The organism is Burkholderia sp. SIMBA_051 (assembly GCF_046534915.1).
GTDB classification, from domain to species: domain Bacteria; phylum Pseudomonadota; class Gammaproteobacteria; order Burkholderiales; family Burkholderiaceae; genus Burkholderia; species Burkholderia ambifaria.
Genome location: NZ_JAWRXS010000007.1, coordinates 148,875 through 173,990, shown reverse-complemented (window position 1 = coordinate 173,990; position 25,116 = coordinate 148,875). Strand labels below are relative to the sequence as shown.

The 25,116-nt window shown below is 69.0% G+C and carries 22 protein-coding genes; 12 read left to right on the top strand and 10 right to left on the bottom strand.

The features are described from left to right. Positions 1-104 precede the first annotated feature (104 nt). Positions 105-515, top strand: a complete 411-nt coding sequence (locus SB771_RS18980; protein ID WP_006754610.1) for a GFA family protein — start codon at positions 105-107, stop codon at positions 513-515. Positions 516-686: 171 nt separating this feature from the next. Here SB771_RS18980 and SB771_RS18975 read toward each other — a convergent pair whose 3' ends face one another. Next, on the bottom strand, positions 687-1,490 hold the full coding sequence (locus tag SB771_RS18975) for an EAL domain-containing protein (RefSeq protein WP_012363186.1): 804 nt from the start codon (positions 1,488-1,490) through the stop codon (positions 687-689). Between the two features lie 385 nt (positions 1,491-1,875). Between SB771_RS18975 and SB771_RS18970 the strand changes: the two genes are divergently transcribed. From SB771_RS18970 to fahA, 5 genes are read left to right on the top strand one after another with little or no spacing between them, the layout of a single operon-like run. Beyond that, positions 1,876-3,552: an FAD-dependent oxidoreductase gene (locus SB771_RS18970; protein WP_175660905.1), complete on the top strand. Its 1,677-nt coding sequence runs from the start codon at positions 1,876-1,878 to the stop codon at positions 3,550-3,552. A gap of 46 nt (positions 3,553-3,598) precedes the next feature. Beyond that, positions 3,599-3,829 carry a DUF2783 domain-containing protein gene (locus SB771_RS18965; RefSeq protein ID WP_006760629.1) on the top strand — a complete coding sequence of 77 codons (231 nt, stop codon included), beginning with the start codon at positions 3,599-3,601 and terminating at the stop codon, positions 3,827-3,829. Next, on the top strand, positions 3,826-5,187 hold the full coding sequence (locus SB771_RS18960; protein ID WP_175660906.1) for an MFS transporter: 1,362 nt from the start codon (positions 3,826-3,828) through the stop codon (positions 5,185-5,187). Before SB771_RS18965 ends, SB771_RS18960 begins: the two co-directional genes overlap by 4 nt. Positions 5,188-5,202: 15 nt before the next feature. After that, on the top strand, positions 5,203-6,537 hold the full coding sequence (hmgA, locus tag SB771_RS18955) for a homogentisate 1,2-dioxygenase (protein WP_175660907.1): 1,335 nt from the start codon (positions 5,203-5,205) through the stop codon (positions 6,535-6,537). Next, the gene (fahA, locus tag SB771_RS18950; protein ID WP_175660908.1) at positions 6,534-7,838 is read left to right on the top strand and encodes a fumarylacetoacetase; all 1,305 of its coding nucleotides are present in this window, start codon (positions 6,534-6,536) and stop codon (positions 7,836-7,838) included. The genes hmgA and fahA overlap by 4 nt, the downstream gene beginning before the upstream one ends. A gap of 138 nt (positions 7,839-7,976) precedes the next feature. Here fahA and SB771_RS18945 read toward each other — a convergent pair whose 3' ends face one another. The 5 genes from SB771_RS18945 to SB771_RS18925 all read right to left on the bottom strand — a co-directional run bounded on the left by SB771_RS18945 (position 7,977) and on the right by SB771_RS18925 (position 12,814). After that, a complete protein-coding gene (locus SB771_RS18945) occupies positions 7,977-9,137 on the bottom strand; it encodes an MFS transporter (RefSeq protein WP_175660909.1) in 1,161 nt (386 codons plus the stop codon). A gap of 217 nt (positions 9,138-9,354) precedes the next feature. Beyond that, positions 9,355-10,125, bottom strand: coding sequence for a 5,6-dimethylbenzimidazole synthase (gene bluB, locus SB771_RS18940; protein WP_175660910.1), 771 nt, complete (start codon positions 10,123-10,125; stop codon positions 9,355-9,357). A 124-nt stretch (positions 10,126-10,249) separates the two neighbouring features. Then, positions 10,250-11,248: a 2-hydroxyacid dehydrogenase gene (locus SB771_RS18935; RefSeq protein ID WP_126227232.1), complete on the bottom strand. Its 999-nt coding sequence runs from the start codon at positions 11,246-11,248 to the stop codon at positions 10,250-10,252. A 30-nt stretch (positions 11,249-11,278) separates the two neighbouring features. Further along, entirely contained in the window at positions 11,279-12,265 is a 987-nt protein-coding gene (locus SB771_RS18930) for a LysR family transcriptional regulator (protein ID WP_126227233.1), read from the bottom strand. Between the two features lie 348 nt (positions 12,266-12,613). Beyond that, a complete protein-coding gene (locus tag SB771_RS18925; RefSeq protein WP_175660911.1) occupies positions 12,614-12,814 on the bottom strand; it encodes a hypothetical protein in 201 nt (66 codons plus the stop codon). Positions 12,815-13,025: 211 nt separating this feature from the next. Here SB771_RS18925 and SB771_RS18920 point away from each other — a divergent pair, with 211 nt between their 5' ends. After that, positions 13,026-14,237: a pyridoxal-phosphate-dependent aminotransferase family protein gene (locus tag SB771_RS18920; protein ID WP_175660912.1), complete on the top strand. Its 1,212-nt coding sequence runs from the start codon at positions 13,026-13,028 to the stop codon at positions 14,235-14,237. 60 nt (positions 14,238-14,297) lie between these two features. On the opposite strand, the gene SB771_RS18915 is transcribed toward SB771_RS18920, so the two are convergent. Then, positions 14,298-15,233, bottom strand: coding sequence for a helix-turn-helix domain-containing protein (locus SB771_RS18915; protein ID WP_175660913.1), 936 nt, complete (start codon positions 15,231-15,233; stop codon positions 14,298-14,300). A 133-nt stretch (positions 15,234-15,366) separates the two neighbouring features. On the opposite strand from SB771_RS18915, the gene SB771_RS18910 reads away from it, so the two are divergent. Next, on the top strand, positions 15,367-16,263 hold the full coding sequence (locus tag SB771_RS18910; protein WP_175660914.1) for a DMT family transporter: 897 nt from the start codon (positions 15,367-15,369) through the stop codon (positions 16,261-16,263). Between the two features lie 330 nt (positions 16,264-16,593). Here the strand turns inward: SB771_RS18910 and SB771_RS18905 are convergent, their stop codons facing one another. Next, positions 16,594-17,808: an MFS transporter gene (locus tag SB771_RS18905; protein WP_011656096.1), complete on the bottom strand. Its 1,215-nt coding sequence runs from the start codon at positions 17,806-17,808 to the stop codon at positions 16,594-16,596. Positions 17,809-18,156: 348 nt separating this feature from the next. On the opposite strand from SB771_RS18905, the gene xdhA reads away from it, so the two are divergent. The 4 genes from xdhA (at position 18,157) to SB771_RS18885 (ending at position 23,363) form a co-directional block, all read left to right on the top strand. After that, a complete protein-coding gene (xdhA, locus tag SB771_RS18900; RefSeq protein WP_175660915.1) occupies positions 18,157-19,737 on the top strand; it encodes a xanthine dehydrogenase small subunit in 1,581 nt (526 codons plus the stop codon). Positions 19,738-19,754: 17 nt separating this feature from the next. Then, positions 19,755-22,118, top strand: coding sequence for a xanthine dehydrogenase molybdopterin binding subunit (gene xdhB / locus SB771_RS18895; protein WP_175660916.1), 2,364 nt, complete (start codon positions 19,755-19,757; stop codon positions 22,116-22,118). A gap of 84 nt (positions 22,119-22,202) precedes the next feature. Continuing rightward, the gene (gene xdhC, locus SB771_RS18890) at positions 22,203-22,865 is read left to right on the top strand and encodes a xanthine dehydrogenase accessory protein XdhC (RefSeq protein ID WP_175660917.1); all 663 of its coding nucleotides are present in this window, start codon (positions 22,203-22,205) and stop codon (positions 22,863-22,865) included. A gap of 96 nt (positions 22,866-22,961) precedes the next feature. Further along, complete coding sequence (locus tag SB771_RS18885; protein ID WP_105832631.1) at positions 22,962-23,363, top strand: polyketide cyclase; 402 nt, start codon at positions 22,962-22,964, stop codon at positions 23,361-23,363. Positions 23,364-23,405: 42 nt separating this feature from the next. Here SB771_RS18885 and SB771_RS18880 read toward each other — a convergent pair whose 3' ends face one another. Beyond that, positions 23,406-24,353, bottom strand: a complete 948-nt coding sequence (locus tag SB771_RS18880; RefSeq protein WP_126227245.1) for a LysR family transcriptional regulator — start codon at positions 24,351-24,353, stop codon at positions 23,406-23,408. Positions 24,354-24,421: 68 nt separating this feature from the next. Continuing rightward, positions 24,422-25,060, bottom strand: a complete 639-nt coding sequence (locus tag SB771_RS18875) for a 2-hydroxychromene-2-carboxylate isomerase (RefSeq protein WP_006752404.1) — start codon at positions 25,058-25,060, stop codon at positions 24,422-24,424. Positions 25,061-25,116: the final 56 nt, after the last annotated feature.

Sequence of the window (25,116 nt, the reverse complement as noted above, 5' to 3'; positions counted from 1 at the left end):
CGCCCGGGTTCCGCGGAACGGGGAAGCGCGCAGCCGCCGGTTGCACCGCGTGCGAACCGCGCTCATCATCGTTCGCCAGCTTCCCTACGACGACGAGGTTCGCGATGCCACACCCGGAAACGATGGAAGGCGGTTGCGCGTGCGGTGCGATCCGCTACCGGATCGCCGGCATTCCGGCCGACGCCGGTTTCTGCCATTGCCGGCTTTGCCAGCGCACGACGGGCGCGGCGGTCGTCGCGTCGGCATCGGTGCCGATCGACGCATTCGAATACCTGCAGGGCGAGCCGACGGTCTATGCGTCGAGCGCGTGGGGCGAGCGGCGCTTTTGCGGCCGCTGCGGCGCGCAGCTCGAGTACCGGCTGGCCGATGCACCGACGACCGTGGAAATCAACAGTGCGACGCTCGACGAGCCGTCGCGGCTGCGGCCCGCGTGGCACGTGTGGTACGGAGATCGTTTCCCGGGCGTCGAAATCGGCGACGATCTGCCCAAATATGATGACGGTGGAAGGGCGTAGGCGCCCGTCGGCATCGATGCGCCGGCATCGCATCCCGCGCGCAAGCGCGTCCGACCATTCCGCCTGAACGAACGCGAAACCGTGAGCCAGCGCGCGACGCCCGCTGCCCCGATTCCGCAGCAATACGACATCGAGATCCGCCATCCGGCGCGGCCCCGTCGCCCGCCCGCTTCAGGCCGTGACGACCTTCGCGAACACCGGCCCCTGCATGAACCGCACGTCGTGCTGGCGCAGCAGCTCGCACTGCGTCTCGTCGACGACACCATCGAAAATCAGCGGTATCCGCACGCGCTGCGCATACGCGACCAGCGCCTTCACCATCCCGTCGCGCAGCGCGATGCCCGCATCCATCTTGATGTAGTCGGGCCGCGCCATGTCCGATTCGACCGCGAGGATCCGGCCCGGGTCGGGCAGCTTGTCCGCGACCTTGAAGCCGTGATGCTGGTAGCTGCGCGTCAGGTAGCCGAGGAAGGTCTTGTGCGCGACCGCGACTGCCGGCAGCTCGATCACGATCCGCTCGGTCGGCAGCCCGAAGCGCTGCAGCACCGACGAGAAATGCTTGCCGTGGTCGTACTTCACGCTCTTGAGCAGCCGCTCGTGCACGCGCAGGAACAGCAGCCCGTGGCGTTGCGCGCCGAAGAAATTGATCGCGTGCAGCGCGCGCGACAGCCGGTCGATCGCCACGAGCGCCTGGTCGTCGACGGCCGAGTCGACCGGGTCGTGCGGGGCGCCCGTGACCAGCGTGACGGCCTGGAAGCCGAGCTCGTCGCCGTAGCGCTCGATCGCATCCGTGAACGACGTCGACTGCGGTGCGCCAGGCATCGTCACGTCGTAGATGGGTTCGTAGGCGCTCGCGAGCGTGCGCTCCGGCAGATTCGCGCACGCGGTGCCGCCCTCGGCGAGCGCAAGGTGTTCCCGCAGATACGGTAGTTGCCCGGCACGAACGACCAGCTCGGGAATGTTGGGCGGAATCATCGGCGTAGGAAGGAAAAATGGCGGCCGAACGGGCCGCCTCATGTCTTGATATTAGCAGTGCGCGCCCGCGTCGGCTTGGCGTTTCGCTCATATCGTTATCCCGTCCCCGGGTCGATGGCTAGGGTTTACGTTGATTTCACTATTCGTAATTGGTTTTACTATTCGTAAATCCAAGGATTTGTCGCCGATCAAGAAAAGCGGCGTTCGGGCGCCGGCAACGGCGCCGTTTCCCGAATCGAATCAACAGGCAGCAAGGAGCGAGACGTGGCGGTTGACAGCAAGTGGGCGCAGCAGCGCGGGCCGCGGCAGCGGCACCGACAGGCAAAGGACATGGGCGCAACGACGCGGCACGCGCGGGCGTGCGCGCGGCAAGGTTGACGAGCGGATGGCGACCATGAGCATCGATTACCAGACGCTGAAGTTCGAGTACCGGCCGCGCGCGGCGCGCGCCGCCGGCGATGACGCCGTCATCCACCCGGTGATCGTCGTCGGCGCGGGCCCGGTGGGCCTGTCGGCCGCGATCGACCTGGCGCAGCAGGGCGTGCCCGTTGTGCTGCTGGACGACGACGACACGCTGTCGACGGGCTCGCGCGCGATCTGCTTCGCGAAGCGCACGCTCGAGATCTTCGACCGGCTCGGCTGCGGCGAGCGCTTCGTCGAGAAGGGCGTGAGCTGGCACGTCGGCAAGGTGTTCCTGCAGGACGAGCAGCTGTACGCATTCGACCTGCTGCCCGAGGAAGGGCATGCGCGCCCCGCGTTCATCAACCTGCAGCAGTACTACGTCGAAGGCTATCTGGCCGAGCGCGCGTTCGAACTGCCGAACCTGGAGATTCGCTGGAAGCACAAGGTGACGGGCGTCGCGCAGTCGGCGGAGCACGCGGCGCTGACCGTCGAGACGCCGGAAGGCATCGAGACGCTGCATGCGCGGTACGTGATCGCGGCCGACGGCTCGCGCAGCCCGATGCGCGCGGCGATGGGCCTCGAGAGCCGCGGCCGCACGTTCAAGGACCGCTTCCTGATCGCCGACGTGAAGATGAAGGCGGAATTCCCGACCGAGCGCTGGTTCTGGTTCGATCCGCCGTTTCACCGCAACCAGTCGGTGCTGCTGCACCGCCAGCCCGACAACGTGTGGCGCATCGACTTCCAGCTCGGCTGGGACGCCGATCCGGTCGCCGAGAAGCAGCCGGAGCGCGTGATTCCGCGCGTGCGTGCGCTGCTCGGGGCGGACGTCGAGTTCGAGCTGGAATGGGTGAGCGTCTATACGTTCCGCTGCCAGCGGATGGATACGTTCCGGCACGGCCGCGTGCTGTTCGCGGGCGATTCCGCGCACGGCGTGTCGCCGTTCGGCGCGCGCGGCGCGAACAGCGGCGTGCAGGACGCGGACAACCTCGCGTGGAAGCTGAAGCTCGTGCTCGACGGCCGCGCGGACGATCGCCTGCTCGACACCTATGCGAGCGAGCGCGAGTTCGCGGCCGACGAGAACATCCGCAATTCGACGCGCTCGACCGACTTCATCACGCCGAAGAGCGCGGTGTCGCGCGTGTTCCGCGACGCGACGCTGAAGCTCGCACGCGACTGCGAATTCGCGCGCAAGCTCGTGAACAGCGGCCGCCTGTCGGTGCCGGCCGTGCTGGCCGATTCGCCGCTGAACACGCCGGACCGCAATGGCGACGCGTTCGCGTGCGCGATGCGCCCGGGTGCCGCGGCGGCCGATGCGCCGGTGCGCGCGCAGGGCGCGTCGGGCTGGCTGCTGCAGCATCTGGGCGACAGCTTCGCGGGCGTGCTGTTCGGGCTGCCGGCCGACGCACCCGCGCTCGTGCAGGCGGTCGACGGCCTCGCGCTGCCGGTGCGGCCGGTGCTCATCGTGCCGGCCGGGCATGCGCAACCGGTGGCCGGGGTCGACGTCGTGGAGGACGTCGACGGTTTCGCCGCGCAACGCTACGACGCGCAGCCCGGCACGTTCTACCTGCTGCGCCCCGACCAGCACGTGTGCGCGCGGATGCGCACGCTGGAGCGCCAGGCGATCGCCGACGCACTGGCGCGCGCGACCTGCGCCCGCTGAACCCCGTACCGACACGACAACGACACCGACACCGGAGACACCCGTCATGCCCCGACTCGACACCCGCCCGCGCCTGGCCGATCCGGACGCGTTCTACGAAGCGCTGATCGACATGCATCGCGACCTGTCGGACGCCGACAGCCAGCTCGTCAACGCGAAGCTGATCCTGCTGCTCGCGAACCACATCGGCGACGCCGACGTGCTGCGCGAAGCGATGGCGCTCGCGCGCCAGGGCGTGACGCCCGCCGTGCATCCGGCCGCCGAGGTCGCGCAATGAGCGCGGCGCCGGCCGACGCGCGCGTGCTCGAAGTCGAGCGCGTGATCGACGAGACCCATCGCCCGGGCTTTCACTGGATGCTGCTCGCGCTGTGCGGGCTGTGCCTCGTGATCGACGGCTTCGATGCGCAGGCGATGGGGTATGTCGCGCCCAGCGTGATCGCCGAATGGGGCGTGCCGAAGCAGGCGCTCGGTCCGGTGTTCAGCGCGAGCCTGTTCGGGATGCTGCTCGGCGCGCTCGGGCTGTCGGTGCTCGCCGACCGGATCGGGCGGCGCCCGGTGCTGATCGGCTCGACGCTGTTCTTCGCGGTGACGATGCTCGCGACGCCGTTCGCGGGCTCGATCCCGGTGCTGATGGCGCTGCGCTTCGTCACGGGCCTCGGCCTCGGCTGCATCATGCCGAACGCGATGGCGCTGGTCGGCGAGTTCAGCCCGGCCGCGCATCGCGTGAAGCGGATGATGATCGTGTCGTGCGGCTTCACGCTCGGCGCCGCGATCGGCGGCTTCATCAGCGCCGCGCTGATTCCGGCGCTCGGCTGGCGCTCGGTGTTCTTCGTCGGCGGAGCGGTGCCGCTGGTGCTGACGATCGCGATGCTCGCGCGGCTGCCCGAGTCGCTGCAGTTCCTGGTGCTGAAAGGGCGCGACGCGCACGCACGCGACTGGCTCGCGCGCTTCGCGCCGCAGGCCGGCATCGACGCGAACACGCGTCTGGTCGTGCGCGAGCGCGCGGCGAGCGGCGCGCCGGTTGCCGAGCTGTTCCGTCATGGCCGCCTGCCGGTCACGTTGCTGCTGTGGGCCATCAGCTTCATGAACCTGATCGACCTGTACTTCCTGTCGAACTGGCTGCCGACCGTCATGCGCGACGCGGGCTATTCGCCGGGCACGGCGGTGATCGTCGGCACGGTGCTGCAGACGGGCGGCGTGATCGGCACGCTGTCACTCGGCTGGTTCATCGAACGCCACGGCTTCGTGCGCGTGCTGTTTGCGTGCTTCGCGTGCGCGGCCGTGTCGGTCGGCCTGATCGGCTCGGTTGCGCATGCGCTGCCGTGGCTGCTGATCGTCGTGTTCGCGGGCGGCTTCTGCGTGGTCGGCGGGCAGCCGGCTGTCAACGCGCTCGCGGGCCAGTATTACCCGACGTCGCTGCGCTCGACCGGCATCGGCTGGAGCCTCGGCATCGGCCGGATCGGCTCGGTGCTCGGGCCGCTCGTCGGCGGACAACTGATTGCGCTCAACTGGACGCACGGCGCGCTGTTCCACGCGGCCGCGGTGCCCGTGCTGTGCTCGGCGCTGTTCGTGCTCGGGCTGGCCGGCGTAACGCGGCGCGGCGGTGCGCAGGCGCCGAACGCCGCCATGAATTGATGGAGAAAGGAAACGATGACGCTTGACCTGTCGAAACCGGCAACCGCCGGCTACCTGAGCGGATTCGCGAACGAATTCGCGACCGAGGCGCTGCCCGGCGCGCTGCCGCACGGCCGCAATTCGCCGCAGCGCGCGCCGTACGGCTTGTATGCGGAGCAGCTGTCGGGCACCGCGTTTACCGCGCCGCGCGGCCACAACCGCCGCTCGTGGCTGTACCGGATCCGGCCGGCGGCCGTGCATCGGCCGTTCGAGCCGTTCACGGGCCCGCAGCGGCTCGTGTCGGAATTCGGCGATTCGGCCGACGTGCCGCCGACGCCGCCGAACCAGCTGCGCTGGGATCCGCTGCCGATGCCCGTCGAGCCGACCGATTTCGTCGAGGGGCTCGTGACGATGGCCGGCAACGGCTCGGCGGCCGCGATGAACGGCTGCGCGATCCACCTGTATGCGGCGAACCGCTCGATGCAGGACCGTTTCTTCTACAGCGCCGACGGCGAACTGCTGATCGTGCCGCAGCAGGGGCGGCTCTTCATCGCGACGGAATTCGGCCGGCTCGACGTCGAGCCGTTCGAGATCGCGGTCATCCCGCGCGGCGTGCGGTTTTCCGTCGCGCTGCCGGACGGTGACGCGCGCGGCTACATCTGCGAGAACTTCGGCGCGCTGCTGCGCCTGCCGGACCTCGGCCCGATCGGCTCGAACGGGCTCGCGAACCCGCGCGATTTCCTGACGCCGCAGGCCGCGTACGAGGATCGCGAAGGTGCGTTCGAGCTGGTCGCGAAGCTGAACGGACGCCTCTGGCGCGCGGACATCGGCCATTCGCCGTTCGACGTCGTCGCATGGCACGGCAACTACGCGCCGTACAAATACGACCTGCGCCTGTTCAACACAATCGGCTCGATCAGCTTCGACCATCCCGATCCGTCGATCTTCCTCGTGCTGCAGTCGCAGAGCGACACGCCGGGCGTCGATGCGATCGACTTCGTGATCTTCCCGCCGCGCTGGCTCGCGGCCGAGGATACGTTCCGCCCGCCGTGGTTCCATCGCAATGTCGCGAGCGAGTTCATGGGGCTCGTGCACGGCGCGTACGACGCGAAGGCCGAGGGCTTCGTGCCGGGCGGCGCGAGCCTGCACAACTGCATGTCGGGTCACGGGCCCGACGCGGACACGTTCGAGAAGGCGTCGGCGAGCGACACGACGAAGCCTCACAAGGTCGACGCGACGATGGCGTTCATGTTCGAAACCCGCACGCTGATCCGTCCGACGCGCTATGCGCTCGACACCGCGCAGCTGCAGGCCGACTACTTCGAATGCTGGCAAGGCATCAGGAAACATTTCAATCCGGAGCAACCATGAGCGAACCCCAAGACTGGCGCGCGACACTCGATCCGGCTCGCAAGAGCTGGGTCGAGACGGCGAATGATCCCGCCTGCGATTTTCCGATCCAGAACCTGCCGTTCGGGATCTTCAGCGATGCGAAGCAGGCGGCGCGCCGCGCGGGCGTCGCGCTCGGCGATCAGATCGTCGACCTCGCCGCGCTCGCGCGGGCGGGCCTCGTGACGCTGCCGGCCGGCGCCGACGTGTTCGCCGCGCCGACGCTCAATCCGTTCATCGCGCTCGGCCGCGATGCATGGCGCAGCGTGCGCGTGCAGCTGTCGCAACTGTTCTCGCGCGACGACGCGCGGCTGCGCGATGATGCCGCGCTGCGCGCGCAGGTGCTCGTCGCGCAGCGCGACGCGACGCAGCATCTGCCGGTCGACATTCCCGGCTACACCGATTTCTATTCGTCGAAGGAGCATGCGACCAACGTCGGCTCGATGTTCCGTGATCCGAAGAATGCGCTGATGCCGAACTGGTTGGAGATGCCGATCGGTTACAACGGCCGCGCGTCGTCGGTGGTCGTGAGCGGCACGCCGGTGCGGCGCCCGAGCGGGCAACTGAAGCTGCCCGACGCGGAGCGTCCGGTGTTCGGCGCGTGCCGCAAGCTCGACCTCGAACTGGAGACGGGCTTCATCGTCGGCCGCGGCAACGCGCTCGGCGAACCGATCGCGTGCGAGGACGCCGAAGCGCATATCTTCGGGATGGTGCTGCTCAACGACTGGAGCGCGCGCGACATCCAGCAGTGGGAATACGTGCCGCTCGGCCCGTTCAATTCGAAGGGCTTCGCGACGACGATCTCGCCGTGGATCGTCACGCTCGATGCGCTCGAACCGTTCCGCGTCGCGCAGCCCGAGCAGTCGCCGCAGCCGCTCGCGTATCTGCGGCACGCGGGCAAGCATGCGTTCGACATCGCGCTTGAAGTGACGCTGCGCGCGCAAGGGGCGGCCGAAGCGACGTCGATCTGCCGCACCAACTTCAAGTACATGTACTGGACGATGGCGCAGCAGCTCGCGCATCACACGGTCGCGGGCTGCAACACGCGCGTCGGCGACCTGATGGGTTCGGGGACGATCAGCGGGCCGACGAAGGATTCGTTCGGCAGCCTGCTCGAACTGACGTGGAACGGCAAGGAGCCGCTCGCGCTGAACGGCGGCGGCAGCCGCACGTTCATCGAGGACGGCGACGAGCTCACGCTCGCGGGCTGGTGCCAGGGCGACGGTTATCGCGTCGGCTTCGGCGCGTGTGCCGGCAAGGTTCTGCCCGCGCGGAGCGCGTGACACGTCCCGTGTGATCCGCAAGGACAGGGCGGCCCGCATTGCGCGGGCCGTTTTCGTTGGGGCGGCGGGTGGCGGTGCGGATGCGCTCGCATGTACCGGTGTGGACGCTGTGCGACAGCGACAGCATCCGTGTCGGCATCAGACCGCGCGCGGCAACGCGGCGCGTCGTTCCCACAGCGCGGCCGCGACGAACGCGGCGACGCACGCGACCAGCACGCCGACCAGCGCGTTGCTGCCCAGTTGCTCCATCAATGCGCCGGCAACCAGCGGGCCGCCGAAGCTCGCGGCGCTCCACGACGCCGACACGAGCGAGCTCGCGGTGACGAGCGCGGCGCCGCGAAAGCGTTCGCCGCACGCGACGAGCGACAGCGTATAGATGCTGCCGGCCGCCGCGCCGAGCACGAACAGCAGCGGCCAGCACAGCCACGGATTCGCGATCACGAACGGCAGCAGCGGCAGGCCCGCGAGCACGATCCAGCCGGCGCCGAGGTGCACGCGTTCGCGACCGAGCTTGTCCGCGAGCCAGCCGATCGGGAATTGCATCGCGGTGTCGCCGAACAGCATGATCGACGCGAGCAGCACGGCGGTCGCGCTCGCGACGCCGTGATCCATCGCGTAGAGCGGCAGCAGCGACAGCGCGAGCGTATCGAACAGCGCGAAGAAGCCGGTGCCGATGATCAGCGCGGGCATGCGCGGCAGCACGGCGAGCCAGCTGTCGTGCGCGGCGTGATGCGCGTCGTCGCCGGCGAGGGGCGCGCGCCGGATGGTCGCGAGCGTCGGCAGCGCGAGCAGGAACAGCGCGCCGCACAGCGCGAAGCGGATGCTCGTCGCGCCGGCGATCTGGCTGACGAGCACGGGGCCCGCCATCTGGAACAGCGTGAAATTGGTCGCATAGATCGCGACCACGCGGCCGCGCGTCGAATCGTCGGCGAGCTGGTTGACCCACGCTTCGCCGATCGTGAACAGCAGCATCAGCGCCGCGCCGCACAGCACGCGCAGCACGCCCCACAGGATCAGGTTCGACGTGAACTGCATCAGCACGGTGGCCGCGGCGAGCAGCACGACCGACACGACGATGGCGCGGCGCGCGCCGATGCGCCGCGCGAGCGCGGTGACGAACGGGACGACCGCGAGGCCGCCGAGGGCCTGCGCGGCCGTCAGCATGCCGACGACGTTGGTGCCGTGTCCGGCTTCGGTCAGTGCGAGTGCGGTGAGCGGCAGCGTGGCACCGGTGCCGAGACCGACCACCGCGACGCTCAGGATCAGCGCGAGGAAATCACGATTGAGAATGGCTTTCATCGGGCGCGATGCTACACCGCGGCCCTTGAAAGGTCCATGAAGGCCATCAGGATCGGTCGGGGTTGCGTGCGCAACGAACGCCGCGGCGCGAGGCCGGGCTGCCGCGCGTCATGCGTGTTCGGCCGGATTCGGCGGTGGGTTCGATCGCAGCCGCCGTGGCTCGCTATCGGGGCGGTGCGACACGGTGTCGCGGCCGGTTCACGCGTCGTGCGCTCGGTCAGCGGCCGGGCGGCGTCGCGGCGGGTGTCGAGTCGGAGAGGTCGTCCGCTGCGGAAACGCCGGGCGACGGCGACGATCCGGCGCTCGTGCCGCCGCTCGCCGCATGATCGGCGGCCTGCGTGACCTGCGTGGCCGGCGCGTCCCAGCCGTTTTCGAACAGGCACGCGTCGATCGGCATCCGCGCGGCCCAGCGCTCCTCCTCGAGCATCGGCTTCGCATAGAACGCATCGACATGCCCGATGCACAGCACGGCGATCGGCTTCGCGCCGGCCGGCATGCCGAGCAGCGTGCGCAGCGCGTCGACGTCGAACAGCGACACCCAGCCCATCCCGAGCCCTTCGGCGCGCGCGGCGAGCCACATGTTCTGGATCGCGCACGCGGCGGACGCGAGGTCCATCTCCGGCAGCGTGCGGCGGCCGAACACATGGCGCTCGCGATCGTCGGTGAGCGCGACGACCAGCAATTCGCCGCATTCGCGCACGCCTTCGACCTTCAGCCGCATGAATTCGTCCTGCCGCTCGCCGAGCGCGTCGGCCGTCGCGCGGCGCTCGGCCTCGACCAGCGCATGGATCTCGGTGCGCAATGCGGTGTCGGTGATGCGGATGAAGCGCCACGGCTGCATGAAGCCGACGCTCGGCGCGTGGTGCGCGGCGCGCAGCAATCGCGCGAGCGTGGCCGGATCGACGGGCGCCGGCGTGAAGTGGCGCATGTCGCGCCGTTCGAAGATCGCGCGGTAGACCGCGGCAATGGCGGAGTCGTCGAAACGCATGGGCGGCAGAAAGCAGGGGAGGTCGGCGCAACGATAGCAGACGCGGCGCGTGCGGCGTTACATCAGTCGAAACAAAATGGCGAATCGTTGACGATCGCGCGCGCCGAACGCGCGATGCCGTGGGTCAGCGCCCGGCCGTGACGACGTTGGTCGGCGTGCCGGCGTGCCATGCCTCGATGTTCAGCAGCGTCGTGTGCGCGATCTCGGCGAGCGCCTCGCGCGTGAAGAACGCCTGGTGCGACGTGACGATCACGTTCGGGAACGTCAGCAGGCGCGCGAGCACGTCGTCCTGCAGCGGCAGGTCGGAGTGATCCTCGAAGAAGAGGCCGCTTTCCTCCTCGTACACGTCGAGCCCGAGATGGCCGAGCTGGCCGCTCTTGAGCGCGTCGACCAGCGCCTGCGCGTCGACGAGGCCGCCGCGGCCGGTATTGATCAGCATCGCGCCGTGCTTCATCCGCGCGAGCGTCTGCGCGTTGATCAGATGGTGCGTCGACGGCAGCAGCGGGCAATGCAGGCTGACGATGTCGGCGTGGTGCAGCAGCTCGTCGAGCTCGACGTAGCGCGCGCCGAACGCGATCAGCTCGTCGTCGTACGGCGGCATCGAGTGCGCGAGCACGTGCATTCCGAAACCCATCATGATCTTCGCGAACACGCTGCCGATCAGGCCGGTGCCGATCACGCCGACGGTCTTGCCGTGCAGGTCGAAGCCGAGCAGGCCGTTCAGCGAGAAGTCGCCTTCGCGCGTGCGCGCGACCGCGCGCGGCAGCCGGCGGTTGAGCGCGAGGATCAGCGCGACCGCGTGTTCGGCCACCGCATGCGGCGAATAGGCCGGCACCCGCACGACCGCGATGCCGAGCCGCTCGGCGGCGGCCAGGTCGACGTGGTTGAAGCCGGCCGAGCGCAGCGCGATCAGGCGCGTGCCGCCGTCGGCGAGCCGTTCGAGCACGGCCGCGTCGACGGTGTCGTTGACGAACGGACACACGACTTCATAGCCGTGCGCGAGGATCGCGGTTTCCGCGTCGAGATGGGACGGCTGGAAGTGCAGCCGATAGCCGAACTGCCGGTTGGCGGCGGTAAACGATTCGTCGTCGTACTGCCGGCTGCTGAACAGGATCACGCGCACGCTGCACCTCCAAGGGCTGACGCGTGCAGTTTACTGCAGGCCCGTCTGCCGGCCCGTGACGAGATCGACGCGATCGGGCGTGCGCAGGAAGCTGTAGCCGGTCGCCTCGCGGGCCGCCTGCACGCCGAAATGCTCGAGCGCGTGTTCGATGAAGCTGCGCGTGCGGGCCGGCACGTACTGCCGGTTCGGGTAGACGAGCGACAGCTGCGCGTCCGGGTCGTCGATCTGGTAGGTGGGCAACAGCCGCACGAGCGCGCCGGTGGCGAGCGCGCCGGCGACGCACGGCTCGGGCAGCACCACGATGCCGGACCCGGCGACGGCCGCCGCGTGCACCAGCGCCAGCTGGTTGACCGTGCAGGTCGGGCGTACCGTGATCGAATGCGTTGCGCCGTCGTGGCCGACCAGCCGCCACGCGGGCGGATGCTGGTGCGGCGCGAGTGCGACCCAGTCGTGGCCGGGCAGATCGTCGGGCGCGCGCGGCTCGCCGCGCCGTTCGAGATACGCGGGCGCCGCGCAGGCGACGAACGGGGCCGACGGGAGTGCGTGGCCGATCAGCGTCGGGTTGCCGTCGAGCCGGTTGCCGGTCACGATGCCGACGTCGTAGCCCGAATCGAGCACGTCGAGCGGCCCTTCGGCGACGGTGAGCTGCACGCGCAGCTCGGGGTAGCGGTGCCGGAAGCTGCTGACGAGCGGCGTCAGCGCGAGCGGCGACAGCAGGCCCGACGCGACGACCCGCAGCGTGCCGGCCGGTTCGCGCACCGCATGTGCGACGGATGCCTCGAGATGATCGAATTCCTCGAGCAGCGCGCGGCAGCCGTCGAGGTAGCGCAGCCCGGCCTCGGTCAGCGACAGGTTGCGCGTGGTGCGGTGGATCAAACGCGTGTTCAGGTGAGACTCGAGCATCGCTATTGAACGCGTGACGAGCGCATTGGACACGCCTAGATGGTGCGCCGCGCGGCGGAAGCTCTGCTGCTCGGCGACGCAGACGAACACACGCATGGTCTGAATCTGGTTCATGGCTCGCGAATTTCTGGCCCGGTTGATTGATATCGATTGTGATTTTTCGTTGCACGACCTGGAAAACCGTCGCGCGACACCCGGTTCTCCTTCGTATCGAAAAATCGGTTTTCCATTCTGCAGACGATTGTTCATTATGGAAGCGTTATCCGTCAACCTGCGAGAAAGGTCGGCTTGCGTAAAATCGAAATCACGGGTATCGCTTTAACGAATCGGGGTCGCGCGGGTGCGGCCGGGATAGTCGGTGGCGTATTGAATCCGGGTGCCGGTGATTTGAAATATTTGTCATTTAAATCAGGGCGTTATGCGTGAAGCGTGGCGACCGGATCGGGTAATGGGTGAAATCGCTCACCAATAGATGCCGCGATAATGGATGTTTTTGCGCAGATCGCGCTTTTCGTGGGTCGATTCCACCTGAGCGATTTTTGGGCGTGATGGCCGGTATTCCGGCCGATACGTGCACCATGCTGAAGCCGGGAATCCGGCACTCGTCTCGATATTGCCGGGGAAAATCGCGGCGATCGAACCCCCGATGGAACCGTTTCGCATGTGCACGGCAATGCCGCGGCAATATGGAAGCCGGTGGTCGTTCGACGGGCGCGCGGACGGTGGCCCGGTCCGTCCACCGGGCCACCGGCACGCTGTCCGCCCGCCGGTGCCTCTTGCGCGCGGCCGCGGAACACGGAATGATCGATCAGTTCGCCATGCCGTGCGGCGGACGACCCGTCCGTGCGTTTTCTTCCCTCCACTTTTGCCTGCCATGTCCATCGATTACTCGCCGATTCCCTGTCCCGTCGTCGTGCCGCTCGACGCGATCCTGCCCGAAGAACCGCTGCTGATGATGGGGGCCGGCCCGGTCCCGATCCCGGCCGCCGTCGCGAAGGCGAACACGATCGTGATCAACCACCTCGGCGCGACGATGGCGAAGATCATCGAGCAGGTGAAGGAGATGGCGCGCTACGTGTTCCAGACCCGCACGAAATGGGTGCTCGGCGTGGCCGGCCCCGGCTCGGCCGCGATGGAAATGGCGATCTCGAACCTCGCGTGGCGCGGCACGCGCGTGCTGTCGATCCGCAACGGCTTCTTCAGCGCGCGGATGGCCGAGATGGCGACGCGCGTCGGCGCCGACGTCGCGACGCTCGAAGTGGCCGACCGCGCGGTCGCGAGCCTCGACGAGATCGCGGACGCCATCGCGCGCGAGCGGCCCGAGATCGTCACGATCGTGCAGGGCGAAACGTCGAACACTGTATGGAACCGCGAACTGCGCGAGATCGCGGCACTCGCGAAGGCGGCCGGCGCGCTGGTTGTCGTCGATGCGGTGTGCACGCTGTCGACGATGCCGCTCGAAATGGACGCGTGGGGCATCGACGCGGTGATCACGGGCGGCCAGAAGGGGTTGTCGTCGATCCCCGGCGTGTCGCTGATCGCATTCTCCGACGCCGCGTGGAACCGGATGAAGCAGCGTCCGGAACCGAACGCGCACTGGTGCCTCGACATGGCGCTCGCGGAGAACTTCTGGCACAACGCGGGCTATCACTACACGGCGCCGGTGTCGGGCGTGCTCGCGCTGCACGAGGCGCTGCGCCTCGTCTGCGCGGAGACGCTCGAAAGCCGCTTCGCGCGCCACCTGCGCTGCTCGCTCGCGCTGCAGGCGGGCGTCGAGGCGATGGGGCTCACGCTCTATGCGCCGAAAGAGTGCCGGCTCAATTCGGTGGTCGGGATCGAGACGCCCGAGGGGCTTACGCCCGGGATGGTGTGCGGCCATATCTCGAAGCAGTACCAGGTCGAGATCTCGGGCTCGTTCGGGCTGCCGATCGTGCGGATCGGGCAGATGGGCGAACAGTGCCGCGAACACAACCTGTTCCGCACGCTGCATGCGTTCGGCCGCACGATGGACGATCTGAAGGTGCCGGTCGACCTGCCGGCCGGCGTGGCCGCGCTCGAGCAGGAACTGTCGCGGCGGGGCACGTAAGCGGGAGGCGAAGGGGCCCGATGCGCGCGGCGGCATCGGCCGTCGAAACGCGCGCGGGCCTCAGCCGCCCTGCATCGCGCGCCGGTACGCGTTCGGTGTCGTGCCGTGCGCGTCGCGAAAGCGATGGCTGAAGTGGCCGGCGTTCGCGTAGCCGCATTCGGCCGCGACCTGCGCGAGCGGCAGGGCCGTCGTGCGCAGCAGCAGGCGCGCCCGCGCGAGCCGCTGCTCGGCCACCCATGCGTGCGGCGCACGGCCGAACGACAGCCGGAACATCCGCGAGAAGTGGTATTCGGACAGCGCGGCGACGTTCGCCAGTTCGCCGAGCGTCAGCGGCTGCGACAGATAGCTGTCGATATAGTCGCGCACGCGGCGGCGCACGGCCGGCGCGAGTCCGCCGCGGAACGGCACGTCGGTGCGCGTCGTGCTCTGGCCGCGCAGCAGCAGGCTCAGCACGTCGTGCGCGGCCTCGTTCGCGCGCAGCCGCCCGTCGGCATCGTCCCAGCGCTCCAGCGCGAGCGAACGGAACTGGGCCGCCACGCGCGCATCCTCGAAATAGGTGCGGTCGGCGAGCTTCAGCTCGCGCGGCTCGCGATCGAGCTCGCGGATCGCGCGCTGCGTGAAATGCTCGGGCAGGAAGTACAGGTGGATGAAGTGCATCTCGCCGCGCACCCACCAGCGCGATTCATGGTCGCCCGGCAGCGCGCACAGCAGGCTCGGCGCGCCGTAGCGCGGCACGCGTTCGCGCTCCGTCCGGTAACCGCCGTCGAGATAGCACGACAGCGTGTGGTGGCCGGGCTGTTCGTAGATCGTCTCGCTTTCGTCGGTGATGCGTGTCCATTCGGCGATCGCGAGATGGTCGCCGAGCCACGTGAAGCGCTCGAGCGTCGCGTTCGCCTCGGCCAGCGTGCGGCACACCGACTGCAGGCCGAACGGCATCGCGCCGCCGGCAGGGGCGGCCGAGTGATCGACGGGTGGGGCGTACAGGGGCGAACTCATGATGCGACGAGTATAAGCGGGCACGCCGCGCGCCGTGCGGCGCCGCCCAAAAGACCGCAATTCCGGACAATCCGCACGGGCGGGGCGGCGGCATAGTCGGGGCCCGTTCCACTCGTTTCGCGTCGTTGCCGCCATGAACCTGTCGCTTTATTTCGTCACCGTGCTGATCTGGGGCACCACCTGGATCGCGATCAAATGGCAGCTCGGCGCCGTGCCGCCGCCCGTGTCGATCGCGTGGCGCTTCTGGCTCGCCGCCGCCGTGCTGTTCGCGCTGCTGCGCGTGATGCGCCGGCCGGTGCGTCCGCCGCGCGAAGCGTGGCGCTACCTCGTCGCCCAGGGCATCGCGCTGTTCTGCGTCAATTTCCTGTGCTTCTACTATTCGGAGCAGGTCGTGCCGAGCGGCCTCGTCGCCGTGATCTTCTCGACCGCGCCGCTGCTGAATTCGATCAACGGCCGGCTGTTCATGGGCCGCCCGCTGCGGCCGTCGGCGATCGCCGGCGCGCTGCTCGGACTGACCGGCATCGCATGCCTGTTCTGGCAGCAGATGGCCGGCCATCTCGACGATCACGCGACCTGGACGGGCCTCGCGATCGCGTTCGCCGGCACGATGTGCTTCTCGGCCGGCAATCTGCTGTCAAGCCGGATGCAGTCGATGGGCCTGCACCCGCTCGCGACCAACGGCTGGGCGATGCTGATCGGCGCGGCGATCCTCACGGTCGGCAGCGCGGCGGCCGGGCTGCCGTTCACGATCGACCCGAGCCCGCGCTATCTCGGCGCGCTCGTCTATCTGGCCGTGCCGGGCTCGGTGATCGGGTTCACTGCATACCTGACGCTGGTCGGGCGGATCGGGCCGGAGCGGGCCGCATACTGCACGGTGCTGTTCCCGATCGTCGCGCTGGCCGTGTCGACTGTTTTCGAGGGCTATCAATGGTCGCCGCTCGCGGTAATCGGGCTGCTGCTCGTGCTGGCCGGCAATCTGGTCGCGTTCGATTTGACGCGGCGGTTGTTTCCGAGGACGGCGCGAGCCTGAGCGCGTGGTCGCGGCGCCGCCTGATCGGGTTGGCGCGGTAGGCTCTGATTTCGCTTCAGGGCTGCGCTTGATCCGCCGGTTGGGTCAGGAGGGGATGAGGGGCACGCAGGCGCATGCGGGGGAAGGCGCGGCTGCTGCGATTCTTGATGTCGACACGGCCGGAGGCGCAGTGCCGTCGGCGCGGCGACCGTGCCTGGCCCCGATCGCGCGGAATCGAACCGCGCGCTCAGGGAGGCCGCCGCGTTCCGGCGTCATCCCCAAGCTACCCGCGTATGGCGGGACTTCAATCTATTGTCGCGTTGAACGGCATTGCCGGTGCCGCGCCACGGTTCACGCCGCCGCGCCGCTCCCCGCGACCCGCGCCTGCCGCTGATACAGCACCATCGACAGCGCGACACCCGCCGCGGCGGCCACGGCCGCGAACAGGAACACCTGCGGATAGCCGAACGCGCCCGCGATATAGCCGGCGAGCGGGCCGGTAATGCCGAGCGACAGATCGAGGAACACCGAGTACGCAGACAGCGCCGCGCCGCGGCTCGCGGGCGGCACGAGCGCGACGGCCTCGACGCCGAGCGCCGGGAAGATCAGCGCGAAGCCGAAGCCGGTCAGCGCGGCGCCGGCGAGCGCGACGTGCGGCACAGGCGCGAGCCACAGCAGCAGGAGGCCCGAGCATTCGAACGCGAATGACACGATCGCGACGCGGAAGCCGCCGTAGGTCTTGATCGTGTTCGCGAACAGCAGGCGCGCGCCGATGAACAGCGTGCCGAACACGGTCAGCGACAGTGCGGCGTTCGGCCAGTGGCGCGCCGCGTAGTACAGCGTGACGAAGGTCGCGATCGAGCCGAAACCGGCCGAGCCGAGCGCGAGGCCGAGGCCGTGCGGCAGCACGCGGGTGAACACGCTCGCATACGACATCCGCTCGCCATGCACGAGCGGCACGGCATCGATCAGGCGTGCGAGGTAGAAGCCGATCGCGGCGAGCGCGATCACGATCACGCCGATCAGCGCCGGGTTCAGCGTATGCGCGATCGCCACGCCGACCGGCGCGCCGAGCGCGAGCGCGCCGTAGGTCGCGATGCCGTTCCACGAGATCACCTTCGCGTTGTGCGCGACGCCGACCCGGCCGATGCCCCACAGGATCGCCCCCGTGCCGCACAGGCTTTCGCCGACACCCAGCACGAGCCGGCTCGCGACCAGCAGCACGAGGCTCGCGACCGGCCAGTGGGCCAGCAGCAGCGCGACGAGCAGCAGCACGCCCGACACGCCGCAGCCGATCAGCCCGCGCAGCACCGTCTGCTTCGGCCCGAGCGTATCGGCGAAGCGCCCCGCGAGCGGGCGCGACGCGAGCGTCGCGAAATACTGGACGCTGATCGCACCGCCCGCGACGATCGCGGAAAAGCCGAGATCGTCGTGGACGAAGCCCGGCAACACGGCGAGCGGCAGGCCGATGGTCAGGTAGCAGATGAACGTGAAGCTGACGACGGACACGATTTGCAGCGTGACGGCGAACCCGCTGCGCGGCGGTGTGGCGGAATCGGTTGACATGGGGTCGGAACGAATGAGCGAAGCGGAGCGGAAGTTGGCGTAAAACGGAATCGGGATTTTCCCATGGAACCGGTTTTCACGCAGGTACCGCTTAGTTAAGCGCGACCCGTTTCGTCGCCAACGGAGCGCCGGCGGATCGGCGCGGCCCGACCCGAAGCGCAAGCGGGGCAACGCCGGAGCGGGGCGGCCGGGCGGCTTTGTCGCTCATATCGCGGCAGTTATATGGGCCGCATGCGTGATGGGCTATGGGTTGGGAAATTTGATGGTGATAGCGTGCAAACTGTCAGATAAACGTCGGTCGAGCGCCCTGCGCAGGCCGCCTTGCCCCCCTTGAAGAACGACAGAGACATGAGTGAGCCGATCCGCTTCTACCATCGTCACGCGGTCCGCGAAGTCAGCGGCGCGGACGTCACCCGCACCGTGCTGCAGTACCTGCGCGAGGATGCGCACTGCACCGGCACGAAGGAAGGCTGCGCGGAAGGCGACTGCGGCGCGTGCACGGTCGTCGTCGGCGAGCTGACCGACGCGGGCACGGTCGCGTTCAAGGCGGTCAACGCGTGCATCCAGTTCTTGCCGACGCTCGACGGCCGCGCGCTGCTGACGGTTGAAGACCTGCGCCAGCCGGACGGTTCGCTGCACCCGGTACAGCAGGCGATGGTCGATTGCCACGGGTCGCAATGCGGGTTCTGCACGCCCGGCTTCGTGATGTCGATGTGGGCGCTGTACGAGAAGCACGGCCACGAAGGTTGCGGCAGCGCGTGCGCGAAGGCGAAGGACGTGCCGACGCGCACCGAGATCGCCGATGCGTTGACGGGCAACCTGTGCCGCTGCACCGGCTATCGCCCGATCGTCGACGCGGCCGTGCGGATGTTTGACGCGACCGGCGAAGGTGCGACCGGCGAAGGTACGTCCCAGCCCGTGGCCCCCGTCGACACGGCCGCGCTTGCCCGCACGCTCGCGTCGCTCAAGCGTGACGACACATTCGACTACACGACGAGTGACGGCGCGCGCTTCGCGGCGCCGCGCACGCTCGACGCGCTGGCCGCGCTGAAGCTCGAGCGGCCCGACGCGCGCATTCTCGCCGGCAGCACCGACATCGGCCTGTGGGTCACCAAGCAGATGCGCCGGCTCGACGACCTGATCTACGTCGGCCAGATCGTCGAACTGCAGACTATCGCGCACGGCGACGACTGGATCGAGATCGGCGCGGGCGTGACGCTCGAGAACGCGTATGCGGCACTCGCCGGCACGTATCCGGAGCTGACCGAAATGTGGAAGCGCTTCGCGTCGCTGCCGATCCGCAACGCGGGGACGATGGGCGGCAACGTCGCGAACGGCTCGCCGATCGGCGACTCGATGCCGGGCCTGATCGCGCTCGGTGCGCGCGTCGTGCTGCGCGGCGGCGACACGGTGCGCGAGCTGCCGCTCGAGGCGCTCTACACCGGCTATCAGCAAAAGGACATGGCGCCGCACGAATTCGTCGTCGGCCTGAAGGTGCCGACCCGCACCGGCGCGCGCGCGAAGCTGCAGTTCCGCACCTACAAGGTGTCGAAGCGGTTCGACTCCGACATCTCGGCTGTGTGCGCGGCGTTCGCGTTCATCGCGGACGGCGACACGATCCGCGAGCCGCGCGTCGCGTTCGGCGGGATGGCCGCGACGCCGAAGCGCGCGACGCACACGGAGGCCGTGCTCGACGGCGCGCAATGGCACGAAGCCACCGCGCAGGCCGCGATGCAGGCGCTCGAGCGCGACTACCAGCCGCTCTCCGACATGCGCGCGACGAGCACGTATCGCCTCGATACCGCGAAGAACCTGGCGTATCGATTCTGGCTGGAGACGCGCCCGCACGACCCGCTGCCGCCGCAAGCCGTGAATGTGCGTGAAGTGGCCGCCGAAGCCGGCGCCGACGCCGACGCGGCGCGCGTCTGAAGACGGAGAACACCGACATGAACCAGCAAGCAGAACCGTTCCTGAACACCCTCGACCAGCAAGCCGACGCCGCGCAGGTGCACATCTCGCGTCCGCACGAATCCGCCCATCTGCACGTGAGCGGGCGCGCGACCTACACCGACGACATCCCGATCGTCGCCGGCACGCTGCACGCGGCGCTCGGGTTGTCGGCCAAGCCGCACGCGAAGATCGTGTCGATGAACTTCGACGCGGTGCGCGCGACGCCGGGCGTGGTCGCCGTGTTCACGGCCGACGACATCCCGGGCGTCAACGACTGCGGCCCGATCATCCACGACGACCCGGTGCTCGCGAAAGGCATCGTGCAGTTCGTCGGCCAGCCGATGTTCATCGTCGTCGCGACGTCGCATGACATCGCGCGGCTCGCCGCACGCCGCGCGCAGGTCGACTACGAGGAGCTGCCCGCGGTCCTGACCGCGCAGGAAGCCCGCCAGGCCGAAACCTACGTGATCCCGCCGCTGAAGCTCGCGCGCGGCGACGCGGCCGCGCGCCTGGCCGCCGCGCCGCATCGCGAGTCGGGCGAGATGCTGCTCGGCGGCCAGGAGCAGTTCTATCTGGAAGGGCAGATTGCCTACGCGGTGCCGAAGGACGACGACGGGATGCACGTGTACTGTTCGACGCAGCACCCGAGCGAAATGCAGCACCTCGTCGCGCACGTGCTCGGCGTCGCGTCGCACAACGTCCTGGTCGAATGTCGCCGGATGGGCGGCGGCTTCGGCGGCAAGGAATCGCAGTCGGGCCTGTTCGCATGCTGCGCGGCGCTCGCCGCGTGGAAGCTGCTGTGCCCGGTGAAGCTGCGCCCGGACCGCGACGACGACATGATGATCACCGGCAAGCGGCACGACTTCCATTACCGCTTCGACGTCGGCTACGACGACGACGGCCGCCTCGACGGCGTCGCGCTCGAGATGACGTCGCGCTGCGGCTTCTCGGCCGACCTGTCGGGCCCGGTGATGACGCGCGCGGTGTGCCACTTCGACAACGCGTACTGGCTCGGCGACGTCGACATCGCCGGCTACTGCGGCAAGACCAACACGCAGTCGAACACCGCGTTCCGCGGCTTCGGCGGCCCGCAGGGCGCGTTCGCGATCGAGTACATCCTCGACGACATCGCGCGTGCGCTCGGCCGCGATCCGCTCGACGTGCGCTACGCGAACCTGTACGGCAAGACCGAACGCAACGTGACGCCTTACGGGCAGACGGTCGAGGACAACGTGCTGCAGGAACTGCTCGGCGAACTCGAGACGACGAGCGACTACCGCGCGCGGCGCGCGGGCGTGCGCGACTTCAACGCCCGCAACACGGTGCTGAAGAAGGGCATCGCGCTCACGCCGGTGAAGTTCGGCATCGCGTTCAACGTCACGCACTTCAACCAGGCCGGCGCGCTGGTGCACATCTATACCGACGGCTCGGTGCTCGTGAACCACGGCGGCACGGAGATGGGGCAGGGGCTCAACACGAAGGTCGCGCAGGTCGTCGCGCACGAGCTCGGCATTCGCTTCGGCCGGATCCGCGTGACGGCGACCGACACGAGCAAGGTCGCGAACACGTCCGCGACGGCCGCGTCGACCGGCTCCGACCTGAACGGCAAGGCCGCGCAGGATGCGGCGCGCCAGCTGCGCGAGCGGCTCGCGGTGTTCGCGGCGAAGCAGTTCGGCGACGGCAAGGTCGATGCGGCCGACGTGAAGTTCGGCAACGACTTCGTGTGGGTCGGCGGTGCGAGCGTGCCGTTCGGCGAGGTGATCGCGAAGGCGTATCTCGCGCGCGTGCAGCTGTGGTCCGACGGCTTCTATGCGACGCCGAAGCTGTACTGGGATCAGTCGAAGCTGCAGGGCCGGCCGTTCTACTACTACTCGTACGGCGCGGCCGTGTCGGAAGTCGTGATCGATACGCTGACGGGCGAGATGCGCACGCTGCGCGTCGATGCGCTGCACGACGTCGGCGCGTCGCTGAACCCGGCGCTCGACATCGGCCAGGTCGAAGGCGCGTTCATCCAGGGGATGGGCTGGCTCACGACCGAGGAGCTGTGGTGGAACGCGGGCGGCAAGCTGATGACGCACGCGCCGTCCACGTACAAGATTCCGACGGTCAACGACACGCCGCCCGAGTTCAACGTGCGGCTGTTCCAGAACCGCAACGTTGAGGACAGCATCCATCGTTCGAAGGCCGTCGGCGAGCCGCCGCTGCTGCTGCCGTTCTCGGTGTTCTTCGCGGTGCGCGACGCCATTGCCGCGGTCGGCGACTACCAGGTGAATCCGCCGCTCGACGCGCCGGCCACCGGCGAGTCGATCCTGCGTGCGGTGAACGCGGTGCGGGCGGCAAGCGCGGCGCGGGCAGGTTGAGATGAAACGACGCCCATGCTCACTTCATTCGCTGCTTCCCGAGGAGGCGGTCAGCCACCTTGGGCCGGCTCGGCGGAGGCTGACATGAACGCACCTGTTCCCTCGCCGAATGCCGCGTCGCATGCACCCGCCGCCGGGTGCGACGGCGCGTGCGGCGCGTCACCCGCGCAGACGTTCGCGCAAGGCACCGGCCGGCGCAACCGCGCGAGCGCCGCGCCGCCGCCGATGCACATCGTGCTGTTCGGCGCGGGGCATGTCGGCCACGCGCTCGTCACGCTGCTCGGCGCGTTGCCGTGCGTCGTGCAGTGGGTCGACACACGCGACGAGCTGTTCCCGGACGAATGTCCGCCGAACGTGCAGCCGGAGCCGACCGACACGCCGGAGGCCGTCGTCGACGCGGCGCCGCCCGGCGCGTACTTCCTCGTGATGACGCACAACCACGCGCTCGACTTTTCGCTCGCCGCGCAGATCATGCGGCGGCGCGACTTCGCGTACTTCGGGATGATCGGCTCGCGCACCAAGCGCGTGAAGTTCGAGCGCCGGCTCGCCGCGCGCGGCGTCGATCCGGCCCGGCTCACGGAGATGGTGTGCCCGATCGGCATCGCGGGCATCGTCGACAAGGCGCCCGGCGCGATCGCGGTGGCCGTTTGCGCGGAACTGCTGCAGGCGCGCTCGGGGACGCCGGTGGCCGACGTGAAGGCGACCGCGGCCGGCCGCGTGCGCGACGACGTAAGCTGCGCGCGGTAACGACGAGGGCCGCTGCACCCGACGCGCGCTCGCGCGTTTTTGCCTACACTGCACGGATCGCGCGGCATCGGGCCGCGCATCTTTCGTGCGGGTTCCATGTCCGATCATCAGGTCTATCTCGACGCGCTCCATTCGAGCCTCGTCGCCATCGAGCGCTGGCTGTCCGGCGCCGATACCGCGCCCGCGGCGCTCGATGCGCTGCTCGCGCCTTTCTCCGCCGATTTCACGATGACCATGACCGACGGTCGCGTATTCGACCATGACGGCACGCGCGCGCTGTTCGCGAAGCTGGGCGGCGCCAAGCCGGGGCTGCGCATCGCGCTGTCGGATATCCGCGTGCTCGCGGCCGACGCGTCGCATGCGGTGCTTACCTATCTCGAAGCGCAGCAGGCGGCGTCGGGCGAGCTGCCCGCGCGCCGCGCGACCGCCGTGTTCGAACGCGACGCGGCAGGCGTCGTGCGCTGGACCCATCTGCAGGAAACCTTCTGCACGGCCTGAGCGGCCGCGTCGCATGAGTTCGCGCGGGCCGCACCGCGCGAGTCAGCGCTTGCGACCGCGCGCGGCGGTCAGCTCGTCGGACACGCTCTGCATCAGCGCGCACAGCCACGCGATGTCGGTCGGCCGATCGGGCTGCGGGTGCGTGAGCAGGTAGCTCTTGATGCGCGGGAACGGCACGGGCGGCGCGACGACGACGAGCGGCAGCAGCTGCGCATAGTGCGTCGCGAAGCGGCGCGTCGTCGTGAAGATCAGGTCCGACTGCAGCAGCACCTGCGGCACGATCCCGAAGTACGGCAGCGTCGTCACGATCCGTCGCGTGAGGCGCGCGCGTGCGAGGCCGATCTCGATCGCGTTGCGCTTGTCGCCGGTGTACGGCGTCGGCGCGACGTGCGCGGCCGACGCGTACGCTTCGCGCGTGAGCGGCTCGCGGGCGAGCGGATGCGCGTCGCGCATCAGGCACACGATCGTGTCGGAGAACAGGTCCTGGCGCGCGAAGTGCGGGTCGGGCTTCGGCCAGTTGCCGATCACGAGGTCGAGCGCGCCCGATTCGAGCGCGCCCGCGTGGTCGAGCGCGGGATTCAGCGAATCGATTTCCAGATGCGCATGCGGTGCCGCGTCGCGAAAGCGCTCGATCAGCGTCGGCATGAAGAAATCGTTCAGGTAGTCGGGCGCGGCGACGCGAAACGTGCGCCGCGCGGACGACGGATCGAAGTCGCCATGCGGCGTCGCGATGAAGTCGACCTCGCGTAGTGCGCGCGACGCCGCACCGAGCAGCGACGCGCCGTATTCGGTCGGCACCATCCCCGACTTGCCGCGCACGAGAATCGGGTCGTTCAGCGTCTCGCGCAGCTTGCGCAGCGCGGTGCTGATCGCGGGCTGGGTCTGGTTCAGCCGCAGCGCGGCCTGCGTGACGCTGCGCTCGAGCAGCAGCGTGCGCAATACGCGCACGAGCCAGATATCGAGCGAGGCGGTACGGTCGTCGTCTTCCATCGGGGCGGGCTGATTCGGGGAAGCGTAACCTTACCGCAGCCGCGCGTCGCCGTGCGTGATACCGGCCATCACACGCGGCCCTTCGGCAGCGTGCTGATCCGCTTGACCTCGCGCGACTCGAGCCAGTTCGGCGTGCGCGCGCAGTACAGCACCATCGGCAGCGCGTCCTCGCCCCAGAACAGCTGCTGGTTCATCCAGAAAGTCGGGACGCCGAACACGCCGAGCGCGATCGCGTCGTCGGTGTTGCGGCGCAACTGCGCGCTCGTTTCCTCGAATTCGATCAGCTCGTCGCCGTGGCTCACGCCGACGCGTTCGCACAGCGCGGCGAAGCCGTCCGGCGTCGACGGATCGTTGCCGTCGTGCCAGATGAAGCGGAACATTTCCAGCACGGTCGCGATATCGGCGCGCAGCGCGAGCGCGAGGCGCAGCACCTTGTCGGAATCGAACGGATGGGCGGGCGGCATCTTGAAGCGGATGCCGAGCTGTTCGGCGCGAAACAGCGCGTGGCGGTACGTGAACACGCGCTTGGCCGGTACCTCGGCGCTCGGGCGTTGTCCCCAGTGACGCTGCAGGTCGAGCAGCGACACGGCGACGGGTTCGAACGGCACGTCCGGCCATTTGTCGAGCTGTTCGAGCAGCAGATAGGAGAACGGCGACACGAAGTCGTAGAACCACGCGGGTTGGGCAGTATCGAGGCCGGTTGTCATGGCGATCTCCAGAGGGTGGGGCGTGCGCGCCTGGCGGCGGCCTTCATGTTGCGCGG